This window comes from Amycolatopsis sp. NPDC003861 (assembly GCF_053605405.1).
This window is the reverse complement of the sequence record NZ_JBSGJD010000030.1, coordinates 45,263-53,633: the sequence shown is the minus strand read 5'-3', so window position 1 is coordinate 53,633 and position 8,371 is coordinate 45,263. Positions and strand designations below refer to the sequence as shown.

General features: G+C 71.6%; 3 protein-coding genes. All 3 read right to left on the bottom strand.

Annotation, left to right across the window (positions count from 1 at the left end; translation table 11 throughout):
* Nucleotides 1-200 precede the first annotated feature (200 nt).
* The 3 genes from ACWEVN_RS11005 to ACWEVN_RS10995 all read right to left on the bottom strand — a co-directional run bounded on the left by ACWEVN_RS11005 (nucleotide 201) and on the right by ACWEVN_RS10995 (nucleotide 8,350).
* Nucleotides 201-2,525: a SpoIIE family protein phosphatase gene (locus ACWEVN_RS11005; RefSeq protein ID WP_449682565.1), complete on the bottom strand. Its 2,325-nt coding sequence runs from the start codon at nucleotides 2,523-2,525 to the stop codon at nucleotides 201-203.
* Complete coding sequence (locus ACWEVN_RS11000) at nucleotides 2,522-7,066, bottom strand: HAMP domain-containing protein (protein ID WP_449682583.1); 4,545 nt, start codon at nucleotides 7,064-7,066, stop codon at nucleotides 2,522-2,524. The genes ACWEVN_RS11005 and ACWEVN_RS11000 overlap by 4 nt, the downstream gene beginning before the upstream one ends.
* 327 nt (nucleotides 7,067-7,393) lie before the next feature.
* A complete protein-coding gene (locus ACWEVN_RS10995) occupies nucleotides 7,394-8,350 on the bottom strand; it encodes a magnesium transporter CorA family protein (protein ID WP_452051097.1) in 957 nt (318 codons plus the stop codon).
* Between the last annotated feature and the right edge of the window lie 21 nt (nucleotides 8,351-8,371).

The window sequence follows — 8,371 nt, the reverse complement described above, 5'->3', positions numbered from 1 at the left end:
GATCAACGCCTTCGCCATCACCTTCGGTGACCGCTGGCCGGGCGCCGAAACCTACTGATCAACAACGCCGGACACACCGATCACGAGACAGGCCCAGGCGACAAAGGGCATCTCCGTGATCAGAGACGCGCCTGGCGTGGTTGAAGGCGTATCTCACGTGATTGGGGGCGTAACTCGCGTGATTGAAGACGTATCTCGGGTCAGGCGGTGGTGACCTCGATCCCGACCACGCAGGTGTCGTCGTCGGTGTCCGCGGTGCTGTACGTCAGCAACCTGTCCAGCTGGTGCTCGAGGCCGCCGTCGTGGCCGTGGACCAAGGTGACCAGGCGGGACACCGAATCCTGGACCGGGCGGTCGCGCCGCTCGATCAGGCCGTCCGTGTAGATCAGCAGGATGTCGCCCTCCGCGAGCTGGAGCTCGTCCTCCTCGTAGACGACGTCGCGGACCGCGCCCAGCAGCGAGCCGCGGATCAGGGGCAGGGTCGTCGCCGTTCCGTCGCGGTGGCGGACGATCGGGGGCAGGTGGCCCGCCCGGGCCCAGCGCAGCTTGCGGTGCGCCGGGTCGTAGACCGCCGTCACCGCGGTGGCCGTCACGTGGTCGGTCAGGTGGTAGGCCACCAGGTTCAGCCACGTCAGCAGCTGGGCCGGGCCGGCGCCGGTCGCCGCGAGGCCGCGCAGGGCGTTGCGGAGGCTCACCATGCCCGTCGCCGCGTCGATGCCGTGGCCGGCGACGTCGCCGACGCACAGCAGGACTTCGCCCGTCGGCAACGCGACCGCGTCGTACCAGTCGCCGCCGACCAGGTGCTCCTTCTCCGCCGGCCGGTAGCGGACGGCCGCGCGCAGGCCCGGCATGTCGATCGGGCCCTTGGCCGGCGGCATGATCGCGTGCTGCAGCTGCAGCGCCAGCCGGTTGCGCTCGATCGCCTGCTGCTCGGTCTCGGCCAGCCTGTCCCGCGTCGCGGCCAGCGCCACCTCGGTCCAGTGCTGCGACGAAACGTCCTGGTAGGCGCCGCGGACCGCGACCAGCTCGCCGCGACCGTCGACGACCGGCTCGGCGACCACCCGGATGTGCCGGGCGACGCCGTCGGAGCGCTGCAGCCGGAACGCCGTCGACGACGGCCGCTTGTGGTGCAGCACCGCCCGCAGGAACCGGCCGATCGCCCCGGCGTCGTCGGGGTGCGCGTGCTCGGCCAGGTTGTGCAGCGACAGAGGCGACGCGTTCGGCGGCAGGCCGTACAGCGCGAACAGCTCGATGTTCCAGGTGATCGCCCGGGTGACGACGTTCTCTTCGAAGCCGCCGATCCGCCCGAGCCGCTGGGCGTGCTGCAACAGCACCGCGAGCTTCGCCGCGTCGTCCTGGATGCGCAGGATCAGCAGCACGTTCCCGGCGAAGCGCGTGACGCTGACGTCGGTGAGGACGGTCAGCGGCACCTGGTCGACCAGGGTGGTGATCGCGACGCTGTCGGCCCGGAACGGCTCGCCGGTGGCGTAGACGCGCTGGATCTTGTCGAGCAGCCCGCTTTCCTCCGCGGCGAGCGGGTACGTCTCCAGCAACCGGGTGCCGACGATCCGGCTGCGCGGCCGCCCGCCCGGGTCGGCGAACCGGACGTTCGCGTGGTGGATGCGGAAGTCACCGCCGTCCAGGCACGGCGTCAGCAGCACGGCCGGGTCGTACAGGCCGTCGATGAAGTCCACCAGCTCGCCGAGCACGTCGCCCGCCGGCGGGAGCTCCCGCGTGTCCAGCGTGTACGCGCACAGCTCGGCCAGGGCCTCCAGCTGGCGGCGCTGCCGCCCGGGTTCCGCGGGCAGCGGGTCGGGCCAGCACATCTCGACGACGCCGATGATGCGCCCGCCGGTGCCGGTCGGCACCGTCACCCGGCCGCCCCCGGCCAGGCTGTGCTGCCCGATCGACGGCAGGCCGGCCGCGGCGAGCGTCGGGCACCAGACGGTGTCGCGCTCGAGCAACGCGGTGCGGGCGGGCGTCGCCACGCCCGGCGGGACGTACCGCCAGCGCGCCGCCTCCTCGGCCGAGAACCCGGCGGAGCCGGCCAGGGTCAGCGACCCGTCGGACCCGGCGAGCCACACCGCGACCGCGGTCGCGCCCAGCGGCCGCAGCGCATGGTCCAAAATGGACTCCGCCACGCGCTGGGTGTCCCCGGCCGCGAGCACGCCGCTCTCCGCGGTCCGCAGCCGGACCGCGACCGAGTCGCCGGAGTCGTCGGCGCGGGCCAGGAACTCCTGTGCCACCTCGGTCACCCGGTCCGCGGCCGCCTCGCCGACGATGTCCGCGGCGAACTCCAGCGGCGTCATCCCGGCGCGCCCGGCCAGGGTCTCCAGCTGCCGTGCCGCGTCGGCCGGGGCGCACTGCAGGCGTTCCATCAGCACGCCCTTGGCGAGTTCGATCAGCGCGCGGCCGTCGGCGACGGCGTGCGCGTGGTCGATTTCGCTGCGCAGGCGGGCGACGGTGTCGGCCAGCCGCGCGAGGTTGGCCGGGACGTCGGAAACCGGCCGCTCGTCGCCGATCACGCCGTCACGTGCCGCTTGATGCGGGTGATCAGGTCGTCGGCGTCCACCGGTTTCGTGACGTAGTCGGTCGCCCCGGAGGCGAGGCTCTTCTCCCGGTCGCCCGGCATCGCCTTCGCCGTCACCGCGACGATCGGGATCCCGGCGTGCTCCGGCATCGCGCGGATCTTCGCGGTCGCGGTGTAGCCGTCCATCTCCGGCATCATCACGTCCATCAGGATCAGGTCGATGCCGGGGTGCGACGCCACCGTCTCGACGCCCTTGCGGCCGTCTTCGGCGTGCAGCACCTGCATGCCGTGCAGCTCGAGGATCCCGGTCAGCGCGTAGACGTTGCGCGGGTCGTCGTCGACGATCAGCACCGTCCGCCCGGCCAGCGTCGTGTCGACGTCCGCCGCGCGCACCGGGGCGGCCGGCTCGTCCGGGCGGACCAGCGGCAGCACCGCGCCGGGCTCCTCCGCCGACAGGTGCAGCGCGATCCGCTCGCGCAGCTCGTCCAGTCCGGACAGCACTTCCAGGGACTGCATGTCCGCGCGGGACTGCACCAGCTGCTCGAGTTCGCCGTCGAGCCGCCGGCTGTTGTGCGCGAGCACCGGGACCAGCCGCAGCGCGCTGTCGCCCTCCATCGCGTCGAGGAAGGTGAACGCGGTCCGCTCCGGCAGGTCCAGGTCGAGCACCACGCAGTGGTAGGCGTCGGTGGCGAGCGCGGCGGCCGCCTCCTGCGTGCCGACCGCCGTCACGACTTCGACGTCGGCGGGCGAGAGGCCGATGTCCCGGCTGTCGGACAGATCCGCGGCCGCGCTTTCGGCGACGAGCGTCAGCAGCCCGTGCTGGCGTTCCTCGACGACCAGCAGCCGCCGGTACGCCCGCGGGCCCGACGCCGCGGCGGGGGCACCGGGCTCGGTGGTCACGACGACGGTGCCGGGGTGCTCCCCCGCCGGCAGCGGCGCGAAGTCCGGGCGCGCGACCGGCAGCGCGAAGGTGAACGTGCTGCCCTCGCCCAGGGTGCTTTCGGCGGTGATCACACCCCCGAGCAGTTGCGCGATCTCGCGGCTGATGGACAGGCCGAGCCCGGTGCCGCCGTACTTGCGGCTGGTCGTGCCGTCGGCCTGCTGGAACGCGCCGAAGATCGATTCGAGCTGGTGCTCGGCGATCCCGATGCCGGTGTCGGTGACCCGGAAGGCGACGGCGGGGCCGTGCACCCGCAGCGGCCGGGGCAGCCGCTCGGGGTCCACCGGCTCGATGTGCAGCTCGATCAGGCCGACCTCGGTGAACTTGACCGCGTTGGACAGCAGGTTCCGCAGCACCTGCCGCAGCCGCGAGTCGTCGGTGAGCAGCTCGGGGGGCGAGCCGGGCGCGACGCTGATCCGGAAGTCCAGGTTGCGCTGGGAGGTCATCGGCCGGAACGTCGCCTCGACGTAGTCGATGAGCTGGCGCAGCGACACCTGCTCCGGGGTGACGTCCATCTTCCCGGCCTCGACCTTCGACAGGTCGAGGATGTCGTTGATCAGCTGCAGCAGGTCCGAACCCGCGGAGTGGATGATCCCCGCGTATTCGACCTGCTTCGCGGTCAGGTTGCGGGTCGGGTTCTGCGCGAGCAGCTGGGCGAGGATGAGCAGGCTGTTGAGCGGGGTGCGCAGCTCGTGGCTCATGTTGGCCAGGAACTCCGACTTGTACTTCGACGCCAGCGTCAGCTGCTGGGCGCGGGCCTCCAGCTCCTGCCGGGCCTGCTCGATCTCCAGGTTCTTCGTCTCGATGTCGCGGTTCTGCGTGACCAGCAGGGCCGCTTTCTCCTCCAGCTCGGCGTTCGAGGACTGGAGTTCCTCCTGCCGCGCCTGGAGTTCCTCCGAGCGGGCCTGCAGTTCCGCGGTCAGCCGCTGGGACTCGCCGAGCAGCTCGTCGGTCCGGGCGTTGGCGACGATGCTGTTGACGTTGACGCCGATCTGCTCCATCAGCAGTTCGAGGAACGCGCGGTGCACCGTCGTGAAGCCGTGCACCGAGGCGAGTTCGATGACGCCGAGCACCTGGTCCTCGACCACGATCGGCAGCACGATCAGGCTGGCCGGCGCGGTGCGGCCGAGCCCGGAGGAGATGGTGGCGTAGCCGGGCGGGACGTCGTCGACCGCGATCGCCCGGCGGCTGCGGGCGGCCTGCCCGACCAGCGACTGCCCGACCCGGAACCGGACGGCCGGGCCGTCTCCGTCGTCCGGGTGGCCGTACGCGCCGACGAGCCGCAGCTCGGGCACCTCGGCGGTGTCGTCGGCCAGGTAGAACGCGCCGTACTGGGCGTTGACCAGCGGGACGAGCTCGTCCATCACCGCGGCCGCGACGACGGCGAGGTCGCGGCGGCCCTGCATCAGCCCGGTGATGGTGGCCAGGTTGGACTTGAGCCAGTCCTGTTCCTGGTTCGCCCGCGTGGTTTCGCGCAGCGACTCGACCATCGAGTTGATGTTGTCCTTGAGCTCGGCGACCTCGCCGGAGGCGTCGACGGTGATCGAGCGGGTCAGGTCGCCCTCGGCGACCGCGCTGGTCACCTCGGCGATCGCGCGGACCTGGCGGGTGAGGTTCCCGGCCAGCTCGTTGACGTTCTCGGTCAGCCGCTTCCAGGTCCCGGAGACGCCTTCGACCTCGGCCTGACCGCCGAGGCGGCCTTCGCTGCCGACCTCGCGCGCCACGCGGGTGACCTCCGCGGCGAACGCCGAGAGCTGGTCGACCATCGTGTTGATCGTGGTCTTGAGCTCGAGGATCTCGCCGCGGGCGTCGACGTCGATCTTGCGGGTCAGGTCGCCCTGCGCGACGGCGGTGGTCACCTGGGCGATGTTGCGGACCTGCCCGGTGAGGTTGTTCGCCATCGAGTTGACGTTGTCGGTGAGGTCCTTCCAGGTGCCGGCCACGTTCGGCACGCGCGCCTGCCCGCCGAGCATGCCCTCGGTGCCGACCTCGCGGGCGACGCGGGTGACCTCGTCCGCGAACGCCGAGAGCGTGTCGACCATCGTGTTGATGACGTCGGCCAGGGCCGCGACCTCGCCCTTGGCCTCGACGGTGATCTTGCCCGACAGGTCGCCGCGCGCGACCGCGGTGGCGACCTGCGCGATCGAGCGGACCTGGCCGGTCAGGTTGGACGCCATGACGTTGACGTTGTCGGTGAGGTTCTTCCACGTCCCCGACACGCCGCGGACGGTCGCCTGGCCGCCGAGGTTGCCCTCGGTGCCGACCTCGCGGGCCACCCGGGTGACCTCGTCCGCGAACGCGGACAGCTGGTCCACCATCGTGTTGATGGTGTCCTTCAGCTCGAGGATCTCGCCGCGGGCGTCGACCCGGATCTTCTGGGACAGGTCGCCGCGGGCGACCGCCGTCGTGACCTGGGCGATCGAGCGGACCTGCGCGGTGAGGTTGTCGGCCATGACGTTGACCGACTCGGTGAGGTCCTTCCAGGTGCCGGAGACGCCCTTGACGTCGGCCTGGCCGCCCAGCCGTCCCTCGGTACCGACCTCGCGGGCCACCCGGGTGACCTCGTCGGCGAACGCGGACAGCTGGTCCACCATCGTGTTCAGCGTGTCCTTGAGCTCCAGGACCTCGCCGCGGGCCGTGACGTTGATCTTCTGGGACAGGTCGCCCTTCGCCACCGCGGTGGCGACCTGCGCGATGTTGCGGACCTGGTCGGTCAGGTTGCCGGCCATGAAGTTCACCGAGTCGGTGAGGTCGCGCCAGGTACCCGAGACGCCCTTGACGTCGGCCTGGCCGCCGAGGCGTCCTTCGGTGCCGACTTCGCGCGCGACGCGGGTGACCTCGTCGGCGAACGACGACAGCTGGTCCACCATCGTGTTGATCGTGTTCTTGAGCTCGAGGATCTCGCCGCGGGCGTCGACGGTGATCTTCTGGGACAGGTCGCCCTTCGCCACCGCGGTCGTCACCTGGGCGATGTTGCGGACCTGGTCGGTCAGGTTGCCGGCCATGAAGTTCACGGAATCGGTGAGGTCGCGCCACACGCCGCCGACGCCGGGCACCTGGGCCTGGCCGCCGAGCCGGCCCTCGCTGCCGACCTCGCGGGCGACGCGGGTGACCTCGTCGGCGAACGACGACAGCTGGTCCACCATCGTGTTGACGGTGTCCTTCAGCTCCAGGATCTCGCCGCGGGCGTCGACGTCGATCTTCTGGGACAGGTCGCCCTTCGCCACCGCGGTCGCCACCTGGGCGATGTCCCGCACCTGGGTGGTCAGGTTGCCGGCCATGGCGTTCACCGAATCGGTGAGGTCCTTCCACGTGCCGGACACGCCGGGGACCTTCGCCTGCCCGCCCAGCTGACCCTCGCTGCCGACCTCGCGGGCGACGCGGGTGACCTCGGAGGTGAACAGCGACAGCTGGTCGGCCATGCCGTTGAAGACCGTGGCGATCTCGCCGAGCAGGCCGTCGGCCCCGCCGGGCAGCCGGATGCCGAAGTCGCCGTCCCGGACGGCGGTCAGCCCGGCCAGCAACCGGCGCAGCTCCTGCTCCCCGGCCTCGCCCACGCCTGCGACTTTGGCACCCGGGCGCGTCCCCTCGACCATTGCCCCGCTCATCCGCCACCCGTTTCTTCGGTTGTCCCGCTCCGGTGCACACCGGATGGCTCAGCATAGTGCAGCTGCACTATGCTGAGCGGCAACGGTTGAGCAACCAGCCGCGCCCGTGTCCGCGCGCGCTCCTCAGGCGGCGCTCGAAAGCCTTTCCTTCTCTCCCAGGCCATCCGGCCGCGTTGACCCGTTCGGCTGAACGCCGTCCCGGGCCCCGGTGACGTGCGCGCAGCCGCCGTCGCCGAGGTTCACCGCGCCCGCATTCGGCGTCCGGTGTGGACACTCCACAGTGGATCGGCCGCCTCGGGCGGAGCCGGGTTCACCTCAGAGCCAGTCCTTCTTCTTGAAGACTCCGTACAGGCCGAGCGACAGCACCAGCACCACGACCGTCGACGTCCAGAAGCCGCTCGGGGCGCCGTTGCCCGGGTACGGCACGTTCTGGCCGTAGAAGCCGGTGACCGCGGTCGGCACGGCGATCACCGCGGCCCAGCCCGTCACCTTCTTCATGACCAGGTTCAGCCGGTTGCCCTGCAGGTTCAGCTGGGTCTCCCGGACCGTCGCGATCAGCTCGCGCAGCGCCTCCGTCTGCTCCGCGGCCTGGCGGGCGTGGTCGTGGACGTCCTCGAAGTACGGCCGGGTCAGCTCGTCGGCCAGCTGCAGGTCCGGCCGCATCAGGGAGCTGAGCACCTCGCGCATCGGCAGCACCACGCGGCGCAGCGCGGTGAGGCTCTTGCGCAGCCGGAACGAACGGCGCTGCAGCTCCGACGAGTCCGGGCGGTCCTCGAAGACCAGGTCCTCCAGGGCCTCGACCTCGTCGTCGAGCGCCTGGACGGCCTCGTACTGCCCGTCGACGACGTGGTCGAGCAGGCCGTGCAGCAGGAACGGGACACCCGACTTCGCCAGCTCCGGCGCCTGGTCCCAGGCGCGCACCACCGGCTCGATGTCGAAGCCGTCGTCCTTGCGCACGGTGACCAGCGCCCGCGGCGTGACGAAGGCGCCGAGCTCGGCGGTCGTGACCTCGCCGCTCCCCGCGTCGAACCGCACCGCGTAGGCGGCGAGGAAGGCGTGGCCGTCGTAGCGGTCGAGCTTGGGCCGCTGGTGTTCGGACACCGCGTCCTCGACGGCGAGCCGGTGCAGGCCCAGTTCGTCGGCGAGCTCCGCCAGATCCGCCTCGGTCGGCGCGCAGAGGTCCACCCACACCGTGGTGCCCGGTTCGGCGAGGAACTCCGAGACGTCCTCGACGGGGAAGTCTTCCTTCTGCACCACGCCGTCGCGGTACACCCGGGTCCTGGTCACCCCCTC